This window comes from Kribbella sp. C-35, assembly GCF_046549195.1.
Lineage (GTDB): Bacteria > Actinomycetota > Actinomycetes > Propionibacteriales > Kribbellaceae > Kribbella.
On sequence record NZ_JAJPWG010000006.1, the window covers coordinates 529,388 to 549,630 of the forward strand.

Consider the following 20,243-nt stretch of genomic DNA (forward strand, 5'->3'; position numbering starts at 1 on the left):
AGCAATCAACCGAGCCGTCACCCGCCGAGCCCCACCAAGACCGTCGCCCCCGCCAGCGCAGCGCGGACGTTCTCCCAGCCGGACACCCGCGCGAGTTTACGTCAGCGGGTGAGCGCGTACACGGCGATCGCCGCGAAGTCGTCGGCCGGTTCCGAGGCCTGCCACGAGCGCACGTCGTCGACGTACCGCGAGCCGTGGCCGGTGAACTCGGCGTACCGATCGACGCCGTCGGCCGGGCACGGGTTCATCCCGTCGAGGTGATCCCCGAGCCCTTCGTCGAACAACGACGCCGAGTTCGGCCCGTTGACCACCGCGCCGGTCAGCTCGCGGCCGGTGATGTTCGCGATCTGGTGGTGCGGGCACCGCTCCGCGTTCTGGCCGACGCCGACCATGAACGAGACGCCCCACGCGTTCGCCCCGAAGTTCCAGTCGAGCTGCTGCTGCCCGAAGGCGTCGTACCGCCGGTCGCCGGTCACCTTCCGGTACAGCCGCGCGGTAGCGGCCAGCCCGAAGGCATGCGGTACGGCGTCGAAGTTGTCGTACTGCGCTCCGGCCCGGAACGGATCGGCCGCGGCCCGCGACGCCCCGATCTCCAACTGCGCCCGCAGATCGCCTGCGAGCTTGGAAACCAACGGCCGATCGGTGCGCGCTGCCCGGATCAGATCCGCATGGGCCAACGCGCTCACGTCGTACAGGTTGAGCGTGTCGCCGCCCGCCTCGTGCTCGATGTACTGCGTCGCCCAGTACGCCGCCTGCTTCAGCCAGGACCCGCCCCGCTGGTCCCCCAATCGCCGAGCGGCCAGAGCCAGCTCGGTAGCACCCAGCTCGAGGTCGTCCCGCCACGCCGTCTCCGGGTAGAACGCGAACGGCAGCGAGGTCACCAATTGCCCGACATCGGTCGTCTTTGCCTGCGCGTAGATCTGGGCAGCCGTCTCGAGATGCCGGCGAGCCGCCGCGCGGTCCGGCTCGACCTGCGCGGCCAACGCGAACGCAGCCGCCGTACGACCGGCAAGGTTCGGGCTGATCGGCTTCCCCGGCGCCGCGGCCCGGAACACGGGCCGGTTCCGCAGGAAGCGTTCGGACGGATCGGTGAGGTTGTCGTCGACACCCGGCAGCCGCCAGATGTCGTGGTCGCCGATGAACGTCTCCTCGACGTTCCCGGCTCCGACACCGACCTGGATGTAGAGCGTCTTGGTCCGCTCGTCCCACATCTTGTCCAGCCAGTCCAGCCCGTGCCGCGCCTCTGCCAGCACCTTCCGGTCGGGCCGCCGCGCATCGCGGGCCGATGCCCACAGCAACGATTCCGAGTACGCCGCGATGTGCGTGAACTTGAGGTAGTCCCCGGCGTCGTACCACCCACCGGTGACATCAACCGGCCCACCGAGCTGCTGCAGTTCGCCGACCGTCTGGTCGCTGTCCGGATCCACGAACTCAGGGATTTCGTAGACCAGCGCCCGAGCGTCATTGCGGTGCGCGGTGTCGCGCTGAGCCGTGAAGAAGTTGACGGCCTTGTCCTTGGCGCCGGTCAGCAGCCGCTCCGACGACGCCCGTACGTCGAAGGTCGCCGACGCCACGCCGGGCACCTCGAGCCGATAACTCCCCGGGATCTTCAGCGCGGACAGATCCAGCTGATAGACGTGCCGGTACGTCGCGTTCCACTCCCCCGCGTCGTCGCCGATCCGCCCGCTCAACACCCGCCGACCATGCCGGTCCACAACCTGATAGCGCACACCGGCCGCGACGTCATGAGTCATCACGTACGCCGCCTTGCCGTCGAAGGCGCCGTACCCGAGCTGACTCACCCAGATCGCCCCGCCCGTCGCACCATCCGCTGCACTCACCGGACCCACCAGACCAACCACCAGACCCGCTGCCAGAACCACCGCTCCGACCCGACGCCAGGACCTCACGATTGTCTCCCTCCGGCCAATCGTTAGGAAAGTTTCCTATTACTCGAACGGACGGTAGCGCACCGGACTCCCGGAGTACAGACCTCAGCGATTCACCCGGACCGCCGCCCACAAAACCAAGGCGGCCAACAGGACGGCGACCAGCACGCAGGCGACCGGGATGCTCGACAGGCTGATCAGCGCACCGAAGCCGACCATCGCGAGCGGCATCATCGCCTCGTCGGACAGGTTCACGATGCTGAAGCTGCGACCGAGGTACGTCGGGTCCACACTCTGCTGGAACGCCGCGGACAGCTGCGCCGACGCGATCCCCGCCGTACAGCCGATCATCGCCATTGCGACGAAGACGCCGAGCTTCGGCATCAGCCCGATCATCGCGCAACCGGCCGCCTGGACGACCAGCGCCAGCAGACCGGACCGCGCCAGATCGGCCGGCTTCCACCGCATCGCGACCAGCGCTCCCACCGCGGCCGCGACCCCGGAGCACGCCTCGAACCAGCCGTACCAGGCCGAGCCCCAGCCGGCGGAGTGCGTGCGTTGCACCAGGCCGACGGCGAGGATCGGGCCGACGCACAGGTTCAACCCGGAGAACGCGATCACCAGCGTCCGCGCGCGGGCGTCCCGTTTGAGGTAGGCGAACCCGTCGCGCAGGTCGGCACGGATCGAGTGACCCGTCGAGACGGGCTGCGGGAGCCGCGGCTTGACCAGGAACGCCAGCGCCACCGCGATCACCACGAACGACGCCGCGTCGACGATCATCACCGTGACCAGGCCGCCGTGTGCGACCAGCAGGCCACCAAGCGGGGCACCAGCGAAGATCGCGAGCCGCTGCGCCAGCTGAGTTCCGGCCGACAGCTTCACCAGGTCCTCCGAGCGGACCATTCGTCGCGGCAGCGTTCCGGAGGCCGGGGTGTAGAGCGCGTCGACCGCACCGAACACGACCGCGACCGTCGCTAGCAGTGCTAGCGAAAGTCCCCAGATCGCCACGGCCGTCGCGGCGACCGCGAGTACGACGATCCGCGCGAGGTTGGCGAGGATCATCGTCCGGCGGCCGTCGAAACGGTCCGCGAGCGCCCCGCCGTACAGCAGGATGAGCGCCTTGGGCGCCGCGCCGATACCCATCACCAGACCCGCGCCGGCCGGGCTCGTGACCTGTGCGGCGCTCCAGGCGAGGCCGACGTACCAGGCCATGTCGCCGGCCTGCGACACCGCGGCCGACGCGATCCACCCATGCACCCGACGGTCTCTCCGGAGCGGCGGGAAGACCGTCGTACTCATGGCCGGGCCGGTATGGCGTGGGCGAAGAAGAAGACCCGCTGCGCGTCGTCCCCCGCGCCGGGGTTGTCGTAGTACGACCGGACCAGGTCCTCGATCCGCTCGCTCAGCTCGGTGAGCTGCTCAGGCGTCAATGTGAGCCATCTCTCGGTGGCGTACGCCGCCCGCACCCAGGGCTCGTCGAACTCGTACCGCATGTCGAACCACTGCCGCACTTTGCCGACGTGATGGGCCAGGTTCGCGTCCTCGGCGGTGGCCGCGACCAGCTCGGCCGCCGGGTCGCCCTTCGCGTCCGCGATCGACCACGAGTACTCCGACGTGTCGCCGAGCTTCCACCACCGCTCGCGGCGGTTCTTGGCCAGCTCCGGAGCTTCGACGATCACGCCCGCGGACGCGAGAACCTTCAGGTGATGGCTGACATTGCCGACAAGTTCTCCGGTGGCCGCGGCCAATCGGGACGCAGTCGCGGGGCCGTCGACGTACATCAGGTCGAGCAGCCGGCGGCGCAGCGGGTGGTGCATGGCGGCGAGCACGGACGGCGTCACCGTCCGGCGGTTCGGAGGCGTCATGAAGAGCACCGTAGCTTCCACAAGAACTCTTGCACAAGAGTTCTTGTACGACGTATTCGCCGCCGGAATCAATCTCCACCAGACTGGTGGAGATAGCCACATCGTGAGATTGGATCTCAGGATGTAGGAATGGGAGTTGATTTGTCAGCGGTTCGCGCTGACGCTTGTGGACATGCTCGCTGCGTTCACCACCCACCTCGTAGGTCGGCTCCATGTCGACCTCGGGCGGATGCGCAGTGCCATCTGTTGTCCTTCGATGTTCTGACAGCCACCCTGCCAGGGCCAACGACGGCCCCCTGATCACCCCGATCACCGCTGGGTGCGCACCGCGCGGAACGCATCGAACCGACGACGCTTCGATCCTGCCGCCCTCGGTGAGCACCTGTCACGAGGACAAGGACACGCCCCCCGATGACTGCCGGCGTCACCTCCCCCGCCCGCAAACCGGCCCGGCCCCGTAAGGGCAAGGGCGAAGGTCAGTGGGCGCTCGGATACCGCGAGCCGCTGAACAAGAACGAAGAGAACAAGAAGAACGACGACGGCCTGAACGTCCGGGCGCGGATCGAGAACGTCTACGCGCACCGCGGCTTCGACTCGATCGACCCGGCCGACCTGCGCGGCCGCTTCCGCTGGTGGGGTCTGTACACCCAGCGCAAGCCCGGGATCGACGGCGGCAAGACCGCGACGCTCGAGCCGGAGGAGCTGGACGACCGCTACTTCATGTTGCGGGTCCGGATCGAGGGCGGCCAGCTGACCGCCGAGCAGCTGCGGGTGATCGCCCACATCTCCACGACGTACGCGCGCGACACCGCGGACATCACCGACCGGCAGAACATCCAGCTGCACTGGATCCGGATCGAGGACGTGCCGGCGATCTGGCAGCAGCTGGAGGCGGTCGGGCTCTACACGACCGAGGCGTGCGGCGACGTACCGCGGGTCGTCATCGCGAGCCCGGTCGCGGGCATCGCGGCGGACGAGATCATCGACCCGACGCCGGCCATCGACGAGATCGTCTCGAAGTACATCGGCTCGGACGAGTTCTCGAACCTGCCGCGGAAGTTCAAGACCGCGCTCACCGGGCACCCGTCGCACGACGTCGTACCGGAGGTCAACGACATCGCGTTCGTCGGTGTCGTGCACCCGCTGCACGGCCCGGGCTTCGACCTGTGGGTCGGCGGCGGCCTGTCGACGAACCCGATGCTCGCGCAGCGCCTCGGCACCTGGATCCCGCTGGACGAGGTCGCCGAAGCCTGGTGGGGGGTCACCAGCATCTTCCGCGACTACGGCTACCGCCGGCTGCGGACGCGGGCCCGGCTGAAGTTCCTGCTGGCGGACTGGGGCGTGGAGAAGTTCCGCGAGGTCCTCGAGGAGAAGTACCTCAAGCGGAAGCTGATCGACGGGCCGGCGCCCGAGGTCCCCGCGATCCAGGGTGACCACGTCGGCGTCCACAAGCAGAAGGACGGCAAGTACTTCGTCGGCGTCGCCCCGGTCGTCGGCCGGGTATCGGGCGCCAAGCTCGCGCAGGTCGCGGACGTGGTCGCGGCGCACGGGTCGAACCGGATCCGGACGACCGCGCAGCAGAAGCTGCTCGTGCTGGACGTCGAGGAGGCGCAGGTCGAGTCGCTGGTGGCTGAACTCGCCGCACTCGGGTTCCAGGCGCGGCCCTCGGCGTGGCGGCGGAACACGATGGCCTGCACCGGGATCGAGTTCTGCAAGCTGGCGATCGTCGAGACCAAGGCGAAGGCGGCGCAGCTGATCAACGAACTCGAGGAGCGGATCCCCGACCTCGACGTACCGATCACGGTAAACGTCAACGGCTGCCCGAACTCGTGCGCCCGGATCCAGGTCGCCGACATCGGTCTGAAGGGCCAGCTGGTACTGGATGCCGACGGCAACCAGGTGCCGGGCTACCAGGTGCACCTCGGCGGCGGCCTCGGGCTGGACGCCGGGTTCGGCCGGAAACTGCGCGGCCACAAAGTCACCGCGGACGGGCTCACCGACTACGTGGAGCGCGTCACCCAGAACTACCTGAAGGAGCGCAACGAGGGCGAGCGCTTCGCCCAGTGGGTCACCCGAGCGGACCAGGAGGCACTTCAGTGAGCGAACGTGCGGCGCCGATGTACTGCCCTTACTGCGGGGACGAGGACCTTCGTCCCTCTGAAGAAGGCCATGGCGCGTGGGAGTGCCGGCCGTGTGCACGGGTGTTCCAGCTGAAGATGATCGGACTGCGGGTGACGGTGGAATGAGTACGGATCTGAAGACGATCGCCGAGGAGGCGAACGAACGTCTCGCCGACGCGTCGGCGGTGGAGGTGCTCGCGTGGGCGCGGGAGACCTTCGGTGACGAGCTGGTGGTGACCGCCTCGATGGCCGACGGCGCACTCCCCCATCTCGCGGCCGCCGCGGCGCCCGGGGTCGACGTACTGTTCCTCGACACCGGCTACCACTTCGCCGAGACGATCGGGACCCGCGACGCGGTGGCGGCGACGCTGCCGATCCACCTGATCAACGCGACTCCTCGCCAAACGGTCGCTGAGCAGGACGCCGAGTACGGCGAGAAGCTCCACGACCGCGACCCGAACAAGTGCTGCGCGCTCCGCAAGGTCGAGCCGCTGAACCGGTACCTGTCCGGCTACAAGGCCTGGGTCACCGGCATCCGCCGCGAGGAGGCGCCGACCCGCGCCAACACCCCGGTCGTCGAGTACGACGAGAAGCGCGACATGGTGAAGCTCAACCCGATCGCGCCGTGGACGCAGGAAGACCTGGACAGCTACATCCAGGACAACGGCGTACTGGTGAACCTGCTGCAGTACGACGGCTACCCGTCGATCGGTTGCGAGCCGTGCACGCAGCAGGTCGCGCCCGGTGAGGACCCGCGCAGCGGCCGCTGGGCGGGCACCGGCAAGGTCGAATGCGGGCTGCACACATGACCGCCCCAGTGATCAACACGGTGACGGAGCTCGATGCTCTCGAGAGCGAATCGATCTTCGTGTTCCGTGAGGTTGCGGCGGAGTTCGAGCGGCCGGTCATCCTGTTCTCCGGCGGCAAGGACTCGATCGTGATGCTGCACCTGGCGCGGAAGGCGTTCTCGCCGGCCGCGGTGCCGTTCACGTTGCTGCACGTCGACACCGGCCACAACTTCCCCGAAGTACTCGCCTATCGCGATGCGGTCGTCGAGCAGCTCGGGTTGCGGCTCGAGGTCGCGAAGGTCGAGGACTACATCGCCGACGGCCGGCTGCGCGAGCGCACCGACGGCACCCGGAACCAGCTGCAGACCGTTCCGTTGCTCGACGCAATCAACGCGCACCGGTTCGACGCCGTCTTCGGCGGCGGCCGGCGTGACGAGGAGCGGGCGCGGGCGAAGGAGCGGATCTTCAGCCTGCGCGACGAGTTCGGTCAGTGGGACCCGCGCAACCAGCGCCCCGAGCTGTGGTCGCTGTACAACGGGCGGCACCGGCCGGGCGAGCACGTACGGGTGTTCCCGCTGTCCAACTGGACCGAGCTGGACGTGTGGAACTACATCGAGCGCGAGCAGATCCCGCTGCCTTCGATCTACTACGCGCACGAACGGGACGTGTTCGAGCGCGACGGCATGCTGCTTGCCGTCGGCCCCTACTCGCAGCCGCGCTCGGGTGAGACCGTCGGCAAGCGCGTGGTCCGGTACCGGACCGTGGGCGACATGTCCTGCACCGGCGCGGTGGCCAGCGACGCGACGTCGGCGGCCGAGGTCGTCATCGAGGTCGCGGCCAGCGAGATCACCGAGCGGGGCGCCACCCGCGCCGACGACCGGGCCAGCGAGGCCGCGATGGAAGACCGTAAGCGAGAGGGGTACTTCTGATGAGCACCCTGTTGCGTCTGGCAACAGCCGGATCGGTGGACGACGGCAAGTCGACACTGGTCGGGCGGCTGCTGCACGACTGCAAGGCGATCCTCGCCGACCAGATCGCGCACGTGAAGACGGTCTCCGAGGCCCGCGGCGGCGACTTCGACTTCGCACTGCTCACCGACGGCCTGCGGGCCGAGCGCGAGCAGGGCATCACGATCGACGTCGCCTACCGGTACTTCGCCACCGACAAGCGCTCGTTCATCCTGGCCGACTGCCCCGGGCACGTGCAGTACACCCGGAACACCGTGACCGGTGCCTCGACGGCGGACGTGGTGATCATCCTGGTGGACGCCCGCCACGGCGTACTCGAGCAGACCCGCCGGCACCTCGCCGTCGCCGGTCTGCTCCGGGTGCCGCACGTCGTACTCGCGGTGAACAAGATCGACCTGGTCGGCTACGACGAGGCCGTGTTCACCAAGATCGCCAAGGACGTCAACGAGGTCGCCGATCAACTCGGCATCGCGGACATCCAGGCCATCCCGGTCTCGGCTCTCGCCGGCGACAACGTCGTCGAACACTCCACTCAGACTCCGTGGTACGACGGGCCGACACTGCTCGATTTCCTGGAGAACGCGAACGGGCGGATCGACAACTCTGCGCAGCCGCTGCGGTTCCCGGTGCAGTACGTGATCCGCCCGCAGACCGACGAGTACCGCGACTACCGCGGCTACACCGGAACCGTTGCCTCCGGCACCGTCACGGTCGGCGACCCGGTGATCGTGCTGCCCGCGGGACGCCGTACGTCGATCGCCGGCATCGACCGGCCGGTCGTCACCGCCACCTCGACCGCGGTCGTCGAACGGCCGTCCGCGATCGCCGGCGAAGCCGTCACGGTCCGGCTCGCCGACGACATCGACGTCGCCCGCGGCTCGGTGATCGTGGCCGCCGAGCACTCCCCCGGCACCCGCCGGGAACTGGCGGCCACCATCAGCTGGTTGTCCGACCGGCCACTGACCGTCGGGGCCCGGGTGCTGATCAAGCACACCACCACCACCGCGCAGGCGATCGTCACCAAGATCACCGGCGCGCTGGACCTCGACACGCTCGGAGTCATCGACGCCGCCGAGCTCGATCTGAACGACATCGGCAAGGTGCAACTCAAGATCGCCGCACCGCTCGCCGCCGACCCGTACTCCAGCAACGCCATCACCGGATCCTTCCTGCTCATCGACGCCCACGACGGGTGGACGCTCGCGGCCGGAATGATCGACGACGAAGAAGGGGAACTGCTGTGACTGCTCCAGCGCTCGTGATCCTCGCCCACGGCAGCCGCGATCCGCGTTCGGCCGCCACCGTCCACTCGCTCGTGAAGTGCCTGCGCGAGATGCGTGACGACCTGCGGATCGAAGCCTCCTTCCTCGACCACTGCCCGCCGACGCCGTACCAGGTGATCGGCAAGCTCGCCGCCGAAGGCGTCGAGGAGATCGTCGTCCTGCCGCTGCTGCTGTCGGCCGCGTACCACGCGCGGATCGACGTACCGGCCGTCCTCGACGAGGCGCGCAGCCGGTTCCCGAGCCTGCGGATCATCGCGTCCGACGTGCTCGGGTACGACGACACGCTGCTCGACGTCCTCGACCGCCGGATGCGCGCCGAGCTGAAGGGCGGCCGGGTGCGTGAGCTGGACGCGCTGGTGCTCGCGGCGGCCGGTTCGAGCGACTCGCACGCGAACGCGAGCGTCACCCGCCTCGCGCGGCTGTGGGGCCAGCGTCACCGCCTCCCCGTGACTGCCGCGTTCGTCTGCGCCGCCTCGCCATCACCGGCCGAGGCCGTACTGCAGTGGCGCCTGGAGGGCCGCCGCCACGTCGCGGTCGGCTCCCTCTTCCTCGCCCCCGGCGTACTCCCCGACCGAGCCGAAACCACGTCCCGCCGCGCCGGCGCGGTCGCCGTCTCGGCCCCCCTCGGCGTCAGCGCCGAGGTAGCCCGCCTGGTCCTCCTCCGCTACGGCGTAGCCGGCCTAGACCTCCTCACCCTCGACCCGGCCCCCCGCCCAGTCATCGCCCGCCCCGAGCTGGTCCGTACCGCCTGAACCTCCCCGCAGGCAGAACCCTCTGTTTGGACCCTTAAGCGGCCCACTTCCGGGGGTTCTGCCTGCGTGCCCGTCCGCTCAAGACACCCGCCAGCGCCTGAGCGACCCATCCCTCGTCGAACACCACGTCCTCCCACGAGAACCGCAGCAGGGTCCAACCGCGCATGGCGAGATTGACGTAGCGGCGGCAGTCGCGCCGCAGCGCCTCGCGGGACGCGTGGTACGCGAACGAGTCGGCCTCCAACACCAGCCGCAGCTCGGGGTGGCCGAGGTCGACACGCGCGAAGAACTCGTCGTCCGCGATCACGAACTGCGGCACGAAACCGCGCCACCCGGCCTCGATGACGCGACCCCGCAGCACCGACTCAAGGGCCGACGCCGCGCGCGCATCGCCTGCCTCCGCGAGCCTCATTCCCCGTGCCCGCCCTGGCCCCCGAAGAGCGATCGCCGCGGCGAGCAGCTCGTCCCGCGTCACGAGGCCCTTGCGCAGTGCCGAGTCGGCGACCGCGAGGGCCTCGCAGAACGGGAGGCTCCGCGCGCAATCGAGGACGGTGCGCAGCGGTGTGGTCGCGCCGTCGAGTTCGGGAGCATCGGACCAGTGCAAGGTGCACGGGAGCCTCGTCTCGCGCCTGCGCTGGCGGCGCGCGACGGTGACATGGGGGTTGAGCGGCATCGTGACGACGTCGAGCCCGTGGTGTTGCGCCGCGCTCTCGTGTGACAGCACGCCGCCGTACGCGCGGGCGACCGTCAGCGGCGACGGATCGAGCGGCAGGGCGTACAGGCCCTTCGCGACCCGCTTGATCTGCCCCTGCGCGAGCGCGAGCCGGATCGCACGCGCCGGGACGAGGCCGCGCAGTTGCGCGAACGTCGCGCTCCCACCCGCCTTCTGCAGGACTTCAACCACGTCGGTCACGGAACCAGCGTGGCAGGAATCGCGCCATCGCCGCGGCCGTCGTCCACAGGCGGACCGCCACGCAGGCACAACCCCCCTCGGAAGGGTCCAACCGGCCGTTTCGAGGGGTTCTGCCTGCACGGCGGTCCGGGCTGCATCTAGCGTGATATCTTGATATCTATGGCGAAGGATGGCACGAAGAACATCTTGTTGCGGCTTGATCCGGTGTTGGCTGAGCGGTTGCAGACTGTGGCTTCGGTGGAGGGGCGTTCGGTTTCGGACGTGGCGCGGGAGGCGATTGCTGCGTTGGTGGATCAGCGGCGGCAGGATGCGCAGTTCAGTGAGTTGCTCGAGCGGAACCTCGTGCGGCACGAGGAGTCGTTGCGCCGGCTGCGTGGAGACGACTGATGCGTTACCTCGGCCGGTACGACGTGCTCGCGATCGCCGCGCGTGTGCTGCGGTGCGACTCCGACGACGTCGTACGCCGATCGAACCTCGACGCGATCGATCGCGTGCTGGACGGCGTACGGCTGACCGGAGGTCTTGCGGAGTCGGCTGGGGTGCTGCTCGCGGGTCTGGTCCGGGCACGGCCGTTCGGCGGAGCGAACCGAGTCGTGGCGGTCGCGGTCGTGCTGCAGTTCGTCTCGCTGAACCGCGCCGAGCTAGAACTCGAGCCGGTGGCCGACGTGGACGACCTGCTCGATCGGATCGCGGCCGGTGACGCCGGGCACCACGAGGCCGCCGCCTTCATCCGGAGCCGGCTCGAGCATCACCCGGTGTCGGCCGAGGACCTGCAGGAACGCCTTCGGGTCGAGCTGGTACTCGACGAGGAGGCGCTGACCTTCGATCTCGTGCAGGACTGGTGGAGGGGAGATCCCATGTACGAACAGTTCAGCGAGCCGGCGCGGCGCGTCATCGTGCTGGCCCAGGAGGAGGCGCGCAGCCTCGACCACGTGTACGTCGGCACCGAGCACCTACTGCTCGGGCTGATCACCTTGGGGCAGGGCGTCGCGACCCGTGTGCTCGCCGACCTGGGCATCACGGCTCCGGCTGTGCGGGATCTGGTCGTCGAGATCATCGGCCGCGGCCGGAGCGGTGCGGCCGCCGGGACGATCCCGTTCACGCCGCGCGCGAAGAGCACGTTCGAGTTCGCGTGGGGCGAGGCGCGGGCCCGTGGCGCGGAGCAGGTCGGCCCGGAACATCTGCTCCTCGGCGTACTCCACGACGGCGACGGGGTCGGCGGACAGATCGTCACCAAGCTCGCCGAGAGCACCGACGAGGTACGCCGGAAGCTCGAGAAGCGGATGAACTGGCGCCAGCGGTCGGAGGACCTCGTCACGGGCATGCTGGCCGAGGATCCCGCCAACACGTGGACGACGTACGGCCGCCGGCATCACCTGCTCGCCGAGCTCAACGCCGTCCTCGAAGAGAACGAGCGCCTGCACGAGCAGGTCGCGAAGCTCCGCGACCTGCTCCGTCGGCACGACATCGACCCGGACAGCTGACGCTCAGGTCGCGGCGAGCCGCTGCTTCTCCTTCTCGACGTCGAAGTCGGCCGCGGGCCACTCCGGGTTCAGCTCCTTGAGCGTCTCCAGGAGGATCGTGGTGACGGCCCAGTTGCGGTACCACTTGCGGTCACTCGGGATCACGTACCAGGGCGCGTCAGGGGTGTTGCAGCGCTCGAGCGCTGCGTGGTACGCCTCCATGTAGTCCGGCCACAGCTGCCGCTCGTCGACGTCGCCCGGGTTGTATTTCCAGTGCTTGGTCGGGTCGGCGAGACGCTCCTCGAGCCGGACCCGCTGCTCGTCGGACGAGATGTGCAGGTAGCACTTCACGATCGTCACGCCGCTCGCGGTCAGCTCGGCCTCGAACTCGTTGATCTGGTCGTACCGCCGGGTCCACACGTTCGGCGTGACCAGCTCGCGCACGCGGGCGATCAGCACGTCCTCGTAGTGCGACCGGTCGAAGACCCCGATCATCCCGTGCCCGGGCACCGCCTGCCGGATCCGCCACAGGAACCCGCGGCGCTTCTCGGCCGGCGTCGGCGCCTTGAACGACGTGATCTTCAGGCCCTGCGGGTCCATCAGCCCCGCGCCGTGCCGGATCACGCCGCCCTTGCCGGAGGTGTCCATCCCCTGCAGCACCAGCAGAATGCTCCGCTCGCCGCCGGTCCGGCCCTCGGCGAACAGCCGCTCCTGCCAGTCCGAGACCTCGGCCCCGAGGTTCTCCAGCGCGAGCTTGCCGTCGTCCTTGGTCCCGCTGAACCCTGCCGTCGCACGCGTGTCGTACGTCGTCAGGTCCACCTCGCCGGCCGGCACCCGCAGCTGCTCTCGCAGTCCCCCACCGGCTGCCTTCTGGCCCTTCTTCTGCTTCGCCATCTCCACATCCTGCCTCATCCACCCCCGAGTTCGACGGAAGTCAGGCTGCGCGCGCGAGGGCAATCAGGCGGGAGAGTGCACGGAGGTACTTCTTCCGGTAGCCGCCCTTCAGCATCTCGGCCGAGAACAGCTGGTCGAGCGGTACGCCGCTCGCGAGGAGCGGCAGGTTGCGGTCGTACATCCGGTCCGCGAGCACCACCATCCGCAACGCCACGTTCTCGTCGGTCAGCGGCCGTACGTCGGTGATCGCCACCGTCTCGATCCCGTCGAGCAGAGCGCCGTACTTGCTCGGATGCAGCTCGGCCAAATGCCGGTGCAGGTCGACGAAGTGGTCGCACGACGCGTTCGCCCGTACTGCGGCCTCCTGCTCGACCTTCTCGTCCGGCCACGGGTCCGGCGCTACCGGGAGCCCTCGATGGCGGTAGTCGGGCCCGTCCACCCGCCGTACGTCGAAACGCGCGGCGAGGCCCTGGATCTCGCGGAGGAAGTCGACCGCCTGGAAACGGCCCTCGCCGAGCTTGTCGGGCAACGTGTTCGAGGTCGCCGCGAACTCGACGCCGGCCTCGACCAGCTGGCCGAGCAACCGCGAGATCAGCATCGTGTCGCCGGGATCGTCCAGCTCGAACTCGTCGATGCAGATCAGCCGGTACGACGACAGCGCCTCGACCGCCGTCCGCAGCCCGAGGGCGCCGACCAGGTTGGTGAGCTCGACGAACGTGCAGTACATCTTCGGGCTGGCCGCTTCGTGCCAGAGCGAGGCGAGGAGGTGCGTCTTGCCGACGCCGAATCCGCCGTCGAGGTAGATGCCCGGTTTGTCCGGGGACTCGTTCCGTCCGCGCAACCGCGACCACAACGACGGCGCCGGCCGCGGCCCGGCCAGCTTCTCGGCCCGCGCCGACAGCACCGCGAGCGCCTCCGCCTGCGACGGCTCATCCGGATCCGGGCGGTACGTGCCGAACCGGACCTCGGCGAACCGCGGCGGCGGCACGCACTCGGACAACAACCGGTCCGGACTCACCTCCGGCGTCCGCTCACTCAACCGCACCACCATGCGCCCAACCCTAGATCAGGGAAAACTCCGGAAACTCCGCTGTGGCCTTGACCACTTTCTTACTTTCAGTTAGGAAGTTGTGAGTGAGGTTCGTGAGGCCGAACAACGAGGAGTCTCCGATGGGCGAACAGCACGTGCGGCGGCGGACGGTTCTGAAAGGGGCAGTGGGTGCGCTCGGCCTCGGGTCGGCACTGGCTGCCTGCGGCGGGAGTGACAGCGGCGGCGGCACCACGAGCGGCGGGAAGGCCGTGGTCCGGATGTGGTCCTGGTACAACGACCAGGAGGACCAGTTCCCGAAGCTGATCAGCGCCTTCGAGGCCGCGCACAGCAACATCAAGATCGAGAACCGGATCTTCGGCACCCCGGACCAGTACCTGCCCGCGCTGCAGGCGGCGGTCGCGGGCGGCGACGTACCGGAGATCTTCGCGCCGCACACGCGGGCGCTGACCTACGGCACCGGCGGGGTGTCGGCCGACCTGAAGCAGGAGCTCGGCGACGACTTCCTGAAGGACTTCTTCGACTCGGCCAACCAGGAGTACACGCTGGACGGCAAGCAGTACGCCGTCGGCTGGATGGCGCAGACGTTCGGGCTGTTCTACAACCCGGACCTGCTGAAGAAGGCAGGTGTCGCGGAGGACGGCATCGAGACCTGGGACGACCTGATCGCAGCGGCCGCGAAGATCAAGGCGATCGGCAAGTTCCCGGTGGCGCTCAGCTGCAACCCGACCACGAGTTCGCTCGACTTCTTCCTGCCGCTGATCACGCAGGTCGCCGACGACCCGACGTACTACCTGAAACTCGACCAGCTCAAGGACGGCGCGACATACGAGGACCCGAAGGTGGTCCAGGCGATCGAGCTGCAGCAGAAGATCGTCAAGGCCGGCGTGTTCCAGCCCGGTACGACGGGTACCAGCGGCGACCAGGCGCCGCAGATCTTCTACACCGGGAAGTCCGCGATGCTGTTCAACGGCAGCTGGACGCCGCAGGGGCTGACCAAGGACGCGACGCCGGCGTTCAACAAGTTGTACAAGGTGATGAAGACGCCGGCGATCGCGCCCGGCAAGCGGCACTGGACGGCGAACCAGGCCGGCGCCGGGTGGGCGGTGTCGGCGACCAGCAAGAACAAGAACGCCGCGCTGGAGTTCCTGAAGTTCATGTACTCCGCCGAGCAGTACTCCCCCACCATGAACGGCTCGAACTCGATGCCGGCCACGAAGAGCGCGGCGGCCCGGATCGAGCTGCCGATCATGAAGCAGATGACGTCCTGGCTGCTCGACGGCGACGGCTGCCCACACATCCCGTTCGGACCCGGCTCGGTCGCGGCCGGCGATCCGCTCGCGAAGATCTTCGACGGCAGCGGCGAGCCGGCGGCGGTCGCGAAGGCGATGCAGCAGGCGGTGCAGAACGCCAAGGGCGGCTGATCGGATGGCGACAGCCCAATTCTTCGGGACGCCGCTGAGAAAATCACAAAGAGTCGCAGGCTATCTCTTCGTGCTTCCCACGTTCGTCCTGTTCCTGGGTTTCGTGCTGTGGCCGATCCTCTACACGGCCTACCTGAGCCTGACCTCGTGGGGCGGGTTCGGGGCGCCGCGGTTCGTGAACTTCGACAACTACAGCCGGATGCTGCACGATCCGGTGGCCCGCCGGGCGCTGATCGTCACGCTGGTGCTGACCGGCGTGACGACGGCGATCCTGACGTTCCTCGGCCTGGTCACGGCGGTGCTGGTGAACGTGGTCTGGCCGAAGGTCGGTGTCGTCGTCCGGACCATCCTGTTCATCCCCGGGATCGTCTCGTTCGTCGTGTCCGCGGTGCTCTGGAAGCTGATTTACGACCCGAACATCGGCACGCTCAACCGGTTGCTCGGGGCAATCGGTCTGGACAGCCTGCAGCACCCCTGGCTGGCCGACCACAAGACCGTGCTGCCCGCGATCGTCGTGGTCACGGTCTGGGGCGGGCTCGGGTTCAACATGCTGATCTACTTCGCCGGTCTGCAGAGCATCGATCCCAACCTGTACGAAGCCGCGGCGATGGACGGGGCCAACACGGTCCAGCAGTTCCGCCACATCACGGTCCCGAGCCTGCGGATCGTGACCGGCCTGATCGTCAGCCTCGGGCTGCTCAACGGATTCAAGGCCTTCGACATCATCTTCGTGATGACGGGCGGCGGGCCTAACCACGCCAGCGAAGTACTCGGCACGTACTTGTACTCGCTGGCGTTCGGGTCGACGTCCGGCTCGATCCCGCAGCTCGGGTACGCCAGCGCGTTCAGCGTCGTGACGATGGTGCTCTGCACGCTCGCGGTGATCGCGCAGCTCTGGCTGACCCGGAGGGCGGACCGATGAAGAAGAGTCTGCTCGGCAGGTCGTTCGCGACGTTCGTGCTGCTGCCGTTCTGCCTGCTGATGGCGTTCCCGTTCGTGTGGATGCTGCTCACCTCGCTGCGCGAGCAGAACACGATCTTCAACGGGCCGATCATCCCGCGGAAGTTCACCGGTACGGCGTACCGGGACGCCTGGACGTCGATCGAGTTCCCGCTGCATTTCTGGAACAGCGTGTGGATCACGTCGGTGACGGTGATCGGCGTCCTCGTCTTCGCCACCCTCAGCGGGTACGCGTTCGCGAAGCTGGACTTCCCGTTCCGCAACACCCTGTTCGTGCTGCTGCTGACGACGCTGATGATGCCGTCGACAGCGCTGATCATCCCGCTCTACCTCGAGCTCAAGTCGTTCGGTCTGCTCGACAGCCAGGCCGGTCTGCTGGTGCTGTACATCTCCGGATCGGCGCCGTTCGCGATGTTCCTGATGCGGGCGTTCTTCCAGACATTGCCGGACGAGCTGATCGAGGCCGCGCGGGTGGACGGCGGCAGCGAGCTGACGATCTTCCGGCGGGTGATCCTGCCGCTCACGCGACCCGGGATCGCGACCGTGGTGATCTTCCAGTTCCTGTCCACTTGGAACGAGTTCCTGATCGCCAACACGGTCCTGCGGAACACCGACTCGCTGCCGCTGCAGCCGGTGCTGTTCACGCTGATGGGTCAGTACTCCACGAACTGGCCGGCGCTCACCGCCGGCCTCACGTTGTCCGTCGTACCGGTCGTGATCGTCTACGTCCGGATGCAGCGGCAGTTCGTCGCCGGGATGATGCTCGGCGCCGTCAAGAACTGAGCGCCGTCAAACTGAGAGAGGTGCTATGCCGATCAAGAACGTCGTGGTCAACTGCACGGATGTCCCCCGCTCGGTCGAGTACTACACGCGGTTTCTCGAGCTCGAGGTGATCGGAGAGGTTTCGCCGGAGCGGGCCGTGCTCGACGCGGTGACCGCGACCGTCGAGTTGCGAGCAGTGCAGCGCGGTCGGGAGCAGAGCACCTGGTCGCCGGACGACCTGCAGAAGGGGTTCCGGCACATCGGCTTCAAGGTGGACCGGCTGGACGAGCGGGCCGACACGTTGAAGGCCGGCGGCGTCGAGTTCAAGCTCGACCCACTCGATGCCGAGGGCAACGTCCGGATCTGCTTCTTCTACGACCCGGACGGGACGCTGCTGGAAATGATCCAGGGCGATCTGGAGTACGCCGAGGTCCTGGACGCGGCCGGCGTCGCCAGAGAGCGCTCTCTGGGCGTTCCCGAGCGGCCGCGGTTCGACCACGTCGCCGTCACGATCGAGGACCGCGATGCCACCGCCGCCCACTACCACGACCGCCACGGCTTCGACTTCATCGGAACCATCGAACAGCCGCACGACAGCCGCGGCTTCCACATCGGCTACCTGAAGGGCGGCGACACCGTTCTCGAGGTCTTCACGTACGACGTTCCCAAGACATCGCGGGACCCGCAGCTCGACGTCGCGGGGTTCGCGTACGCCGAACTCGCGGGCGACCCGCCGGACCTGCCGGTCGCGATCTCGCCCGACGGGACGAAGGTCTACGTCGACCCTGACGGGTTCGCGTACGCCGTAGGCTCCGGCGCATGACTGAAGACAACAAGGGAAAATGGCTCCGTCCGCTGGGCTCGACCGGTCTGACCGTCTCCGCCGCGTGCGCCGGCGGCAGCGGAATCGCCGGCATGCCCGCCGTCTTCGGGTACGACGTCACGCCCCAGGAAGCGGTCGACCTGGTACTGCGCGTGTTCGACAGCCCCATCACCTGGATCGACACCTCCAACGGGTACGGCGACGGCTCCAGCGAGACCCGGATCGGCCAGGCGATCCGCGAGTACGGCGGACTGCCCGAAGGTTTCCTGGTCGCGACGAAGGTCGACGCGAAGGACGGTGACTACTCCGGCGCGCGGGTCCGGGCGAGCGTTGCCGAGAGCAAGGAGCGGCTCGGGCTGGACGACCTGCCGCTGGTGCACCTGCACGATCCGGAGTTCCACGACTTCGACTCGATGCGGGAGGCGGTCGACACCCTGATGCAGCTGCGCGCCGACGGGGAGATCGGGCACGTCGGCCTGGCGGGCGGCAACACCCGCGAGCTGTCCCGGTACCTGGATCTCGGCGGGTTCGAAGTACTGCTCGTGCACAACCGCTGGAGTCTTGTCGACCACTCGGCCGACGGCATCTTCCAGCGGGCTCGCGCGGAGGGCATCGCGGTGCTGAACGCGGCGGTCTACGGCGGCGGGATCCTCGCGAACCCGGCGGGCGCGACGAAGTACGCCTATCGCGAGGCGCCGGCGGCGGTCCTGCAGGCCGTGGCGGACATGGACAAGGCGTGCCGCGACTACGGCATCGACCTCGCGACGGCCGCGCTCCGGCACTCGATGGACGACCCCGGCATCGCCGGCACGGTCGTCGGCATCACGAAGCCGGCCCGCGTCGACGCGCTGATCGCTGCCCGGGATGCGGACCTGCCCGAGGAGCTGCTTAACCGGTTAGGTAGCCTGCTGCCGGACAAGCAGTACTGGGTCGAGAAGGAGACGACGTGACGAACGGCTTCCCGAGCGGGTTCACCTGGGGCGCGGCGACCGCGTCGTACCAGGTCGAGGGTGCGGTCTCCGCGGACGGCCGCGGCCCGAGTATCTGGGACACGTTCGCCCACACGCCGGGCCGGATCGCGGACGGCACCACCGGCGATGTGGCCGACGAGCACTACGTCCGGTTCGCCGACGACGTCCGGCTGCTGGCGGACCTCGGGCTGAACGCCTACCGGTTCTCGATCGCGTGGCCGCGGATCATGCCCGCGGGCGCGGTCAACACTCCTGGGCTCGACTTCTACCGGCGGCTCGCCGAGACGTGCCTGGAGAACGGCGTCACGCCGTACGCGACGCTGTATCACTGGGACCTGCCGCAGCCGCTCGAGGACGCCGGCGGCTGGCTGGTACGCGACACGGCCGAGCGTTTCCGCGACTACGCCGCCGTCACGCACGACGCGCTGTCGGACGTGGTCAAGCACTGGATGACGCTGAACGAGCCGTGGTGCTCGGCGTTCCTCGGGTACGGCAACGGCGAGCACGCGCCCGGCCGGACCGAAGGCGCCGATGCGCTGAAGGCGGTGCACCACCTGCTGCTCGGGCACGGCCTGGCCCTGGACGCGATCCGGTCCGAGGGCGGGACGTACGGCATCGCGCTCAACCCGGCGCCGATCCACGCCGCGTCCGACTCCCCCGCCGACCGTGACGCCGCGCGCCGGATCGACGGCCTGCGGAACCGTCTCTTCCTGGAGCCGTTGCTGTCCGGGCAGTACCCGGCGGACGTCCTGGAAGACACCGGGATGTCGGAGTGGTTCGCGGCGCAGGAAGCCGACCTCCCGCTGATCGGGGCGCCGCTCGACTTCATCGGCGTCAACTACTACTGCCCGACCACGGTGGCCGCGCCGGACGGGCCGATCTCGTCGCCGGGCGCCTCTACGCAACCGGGCAGCGAGAACGTCGTTGCCGTCGACACCGGTCTCCCGCGGACCCAGATGGGCTGGCCGATCCAGGCGACCGGCCTGCGCGACATCCTGGTCACGATCAACAAGCTCGCGCCTGAGCTGCCGTTGTACGTGACGGAGAACGGTTCGGCGTACCCGGACTTCGTTACCGCGGAAGGCGAGATCGAGGACGACGAGCGCCTCGACTATCTGCAGCAGCACGTCGCCGTCTGCCAGGAACTGGTCACCGAAGGCTTCCCGCTGAAGGGGTACTTCGCCTGGTCGCTGCTCGACAACTTCGAGTGGGCGTGGGGTTACAGCCGCCGCTTCGGCATCGTGTACGTCGACTACGCGACGCAGGCGCGCATCGTGAAGAAGAGCGGCCGCTGGCTGCAGAACTTCCTCAGCTAACCCC

At 68.5% G+C, this 20,243-nt stretch carries 19 protein-coding genes; 13 read left to right on the forward strand and 6 right to left on the reverse strand.

Features of this window, described 5'->3' with window-relative positions; all coding sequences use genetic code 11:
- Positions 1 to 101 precede the first annotated feature (101 nt).
- The 3 genes from ACLJOO_RS37265 to ACLJOO_RS37275 all read right to left on the reverse strand — a co-directional run bounded on the left by ACLJOO_RS37265 (position 102) and on the right by ACLJOO_RS37275 (position 3,754).
- A complete protein-coding gene (locus tag ACLJOO_RS37265; protein ID WP_410792391.1) occupies positions 102 to 1,841 on the reverse strand; it encodes a glycoside hydrolase family 9 protein in 1,740 nt (579 codons plus the stop codon).
- A gap of 153 nt (positions 1,842 to 1,994) precedes the next feature.
- A complete protein-coding gene (locus tag ACLJOO_RS37270) occupies positions 1,995 to 3,188 on the reverse strand; it encodes an MFS transporter (protein ID WP_410792392.1) in 1,194 nt (397 codons plus the stop codon).
- Positions 3,185 to 3,754, reverse strand: coding sequence for an ArsR/SmtB family transcription factor (locus ACLJOO_RS37275; RefSeq protein WP_410792393.1), 570 nt, complete (start codon positions 3,752 to 3,754; stop codon positions 3,185 to 3,187). Before ACLJOO_RS37275 ends, ACLJOO_RS37270 begins: the two co-directional genes overlap by 4 nt.
- 411 nt (positions 3,755 to 4,165) lie before the next feature.
- Here ACLJOO_RS37275 and ACLJOO_RS37280 point away from each other — a divergent pair, with 411 nt between their 5' ends.
- From ACLJOO_RS37280 to ACLJOO_RS37300, 5 genes are all read left to right on the forward strand, one after another.
- Positions 4,166 to 5,854 (forward strand): nitrite/sulfite reductase, encoded by a 1,689-nt coding sequence (locus tag ACLJOO_RS37280; RefSeq protein WP_410792394.1) that lies wholly within the window; start codon positions 4,166 to 4,168, stop codon positions 5,852 to 5,854.
- Positions 5,855 to 5,996: 142 nt separating this feature from the next.
- Positions 5,997 to 6,683, forward strand: coding sequence for a phosphoadenylyl-sulfate reductase (locus ACLJOO_RS37285; RefSeq protein WP_410792395.1), 687 nt, complete (start codon positions 5,997 to 5,999; stop codon positions 6,681 to 6,683).
- Positions 6,680 to 7,591, forward strand: coding sequence for a sulfate adenylyltransferase subunit CysD (cysD, locus tag ACLJOO_RS37290; protein ID WP_410792396.1), 912 nt, complete (start codon positions 6,680 to 6,682; stop codon positions 7,589 to 7,591). Before ACLJOO_RS37285 ends, cysD begins: the two co-directional genes overlap by 4 nt.
- Complete coding sequence (locus ACLJOO_RS37295; RefSeq protein WP_410792397.1) at positions 7,591 to 8,874, forward strand: sulfate adenylyltransferase subunit 1; 1,284 nt, start codon at positions 7,591 to 7,593, stop codon at positions 8,872 to 8,874. Before cysD ends, ACLJOO_RS37295 begins: the two co-directional genes overlap by 1 nt.
- On the forward strand, positions 8,871 to 9,665 hold the full coding sequence (locus tag ACLJOO_RS37300) for a sirohydrochlorin chelatase (protein ID WP_410792398.1): 795 nt from the start codon (positions 8,871 to 8,873) through the stop codon (positions 9,663 to 9,665). Before ACLJOO_RS37295 ends, ACLJOO_RS37300 begins: the two co-directional genes overlap by 4 nt.
- Before the next feature lie 34 nt (positions 9,666 to 9,699).
- Here the strand turns inward: ACLJOO_RS37300 and ACLJOO_RS37305 are convergent, their stop codons facing one another.
- Positions 9,700 to 10,578 carry a DUF559 domain-containing protein gene (locus ACLJOO_RS37305; RefSeq protein WP_410792399.1) on the reverse strand — a complete coding sequence of 293 codons (879 nt, stop codon included), beginning with the start codon at positions 10,576 to 10,578 and terminating at the stop codon, positions 9,700 to 9,702.
- A gap of 159 nt (positions 10,579 to 10,737) precedes the next feature.
- Between ACLJOO_RS37305 and ACLJOO_RS37310 the strand changes: the two genes are divergently transcribed.
- Both ACLJOO_RS37310 and ACLJOO_RS37315 read left to right on the forward strand, forming a co-directional pair.
- The gene (locus tag ACLJOO_RS37310; protein WP_410792400.1) at positions 10,738 to 10,965 is read left to right on the forward strand and encodes a hypothetical protein; all 228 of its coding nucleotides are present in this window, start codon (positions 10,738 to 10,740) and stop codon (positions 10,963 to 10,965) included.
- Positions 10,965 to 12,062 (forward strand): Clp protease N-terminal domain-containing protein, encoded by a 1,098-nt coding sequence (locus tag ACLJOO_RS37315; protein ID WP_410792401.1) that lies wholly within the window; start codon positions 10,965 to 10,967, stop codon positions 12,060 to 12,062. The genes ACLJOO_RS37310 and ACLJOO_RS37315 overlap by 1 nt, the downstream gene beginning before the upstream one ends.
- 3 nt (positions 12,063 to 12,065) lie before the next feature.
- On the opposite strand, the gene ACLJOO_RS37320 is transcribed toward ACLJOO_RS37315, so the two are convergent.
- Together ACLJOO_RS37320 and zapE are read right to left on the reverse strand one after the other, a co-directional pair.
- Complete coding sequence (locus tag ACLJOO_RS37320; RefSeq protein WP_410792402.1) at positions 12,066 to 12,935, reverse strand: polyphosphate kinase 2 family protein; 870 nt, start codon at positions 12,933 to 12,935, stop codon at positions 12,066 to 12,068.
- A gap of 40 nt (positions 12,936 to 12,975) precedes the next feature.
- Positions 12,976 to 13,986 carry a cell division protein ZapE gene (gene zapE / locus ACLJOO_RS37325; RefSeq protein ID WP_410792403.1) on the reverse strand — a complete coding sequence of 337 codons (1,011 nt, stop codon included), beginning with the start codon at positions 13,984 to 13,986 and terminating at the stop codon, positions 12,976 to 12,978.
- Positions 13,987 to 14,105: 119 nt separating this feature from the next.
- Here zapE and ACLJOO_RS37330 point away from each other — a divergent pair, with 119 nt between their 5' ends.
- From ACLJOO_RS37330 to ACLJOO_RS37355, 6 genes are all read left to right on the forward strand, one after another.
- A complete protein-coding gene (locus ACLJOO_RS37330) occupies positions 14,106 to 15,407 on the forward strand; it encodes an ABC transporter substrate-binding protein (protein ID WP_410792404.1) in 1,302 nt (433 codons plus the stop codon).
- Positions 15,408 to 15,477: 70 nt separating this feature from the next.
- Positions 15,478 to 16,329 (forward strand): carbohydrate ABC transporter permease, encoded by an 852-nt coding sequence (locus ACLJOO_RS37335; protein WP_410792405.1) that lies wholly within the window; start codon positions 15,478 to 15,480, stop codon positions 16,327 to 16,329.
- Positions 16,326 to 17,150, forward strand: coding sequence for a carbohydrate ABC transporter permease (locus ACLJOO_RS37340; RefSeq protein WP_410792406.1), 825 nt, complete (start codon positions 16,326 to 16,328; stop codon positions 17,148 to 17,150). Before ACLJOO_RS37335 ends, ACLJOO_RS37340 begins: the two co-directional genes overlap by 4 nt.
- 25 nt (positions 17,151 to 17,175) lie before the next feature.
- Positions 17,176 to 17,952: a VOC family protein gene (locus ACLJOO_RS37345; RefSeq protein WP_410792407.1), complete on the forward strand. Its 777-nt coding sequence runs from the start codon at positions 17,176 to 17,178 to the stop codon at positions 17,950 to 17,952.
- Positions 17,949 to 18,902 carry an aldo/keto reductase gene (locus ACLJOO_RS37350; protein ID WP_410792408.1) on the forward strand — a complete coding sequence of 318 codons (954 nt, stop codon included), beginning with the start codon at positions 17,949 to 17,951 and terminating at the stop codon, positions 18,900 to 18,902. Before ACLJOO_RS37345 ends, ACLJOO_RS37350 begins: the two co-directional genes overlap by 4 nt.
- The gene (locus ACLJOO_RS37355) at positions 18,899 to 20,239 is read left to right on the forward strand and encodes a GH1 family beta-glucosidase (protein ID WP_410792409.1); all 1,341 of its coding nucleotides are present in this window, start codon (positions 18,899 to 18,901) and stop codon (positions 20,237 to 20,239) included. Before ACLJOO_RS37350 ends, ACLJOO_RS37355 begins: the two co-directional genes overlap by 4 nt.
- The last annotated feature ends 4 nt before the right edge of the window (positions 20,240 to 20,243 follow it).